Consider the following 513-nt stretch of genomic DNA (forward strand, 5'->3'; position numbering starts at 1 on the left):
GCCAAGCCCGCGACCTCGGCCTCCAACCCGGCTCCGGTCTGGCGCGGGCTCTCGACGGGCGCTCCGCGCGCGCGGTGGTGCGGAGCGGGCCGAGCCCGGGCTTCAGCCGGTAGAGCGTGGAGGCAGCATGAGCCCAGGCGCCCCCGAGCCGGAGGACGGGTCCGACGAGGCCGCGCGGGCGTTCGAGGACCTGCGGGCCGAGGTCGCGGATCTACGCCGCGCGATCCAGGCGCTGGAGCCCGCCATCCGGGAGGGCCGGGCGCCGGATTACAGCCTGAGCCTGGGCCGGATCGCGAAGGCGCAGGTGGAGATCGGCAGCATCCTGGCCCGGCTGGAGCGGCACCCGGCCCTGCAGATGACGCCGGAGAGCGTGGCGGCCCGGATCGAGCGCGCGGCGGAGAGCGCCACCCGGCCCGCCTTACGCAACGCCGAGTGCGCGGCTGCGGCGATCAGCGACGCCAGCCAGGACCTGGCCGCGATGCTGGGCTCGGCCCGGACACGCCGGGCGCAGCG

At 77.2% G+C, this 513-nt stretch carries 1 protein-coding gene; it reads left to right on the top strand.

Translation table 11 applies throughout. The features are described from left to right. Positions 1 to 127: 127 nt before the first annotated feature. On the top strand, positions 128 to 513 hold a 386-nt coding region (locus KZZ06_RS20085), incomplete at its 3' end, for a DUF6118 family protein (protein WP_257884515.1).

The organism is Sulfitobacter sp. CW3 (assembly GCF_019392245.1).
Taxonomy (GTDB): Bacteria; Pseudomonadota; Alphaproteobacteria; order Rhodobacterales; family Rhodobacteraceae; genus Sulfitobacter.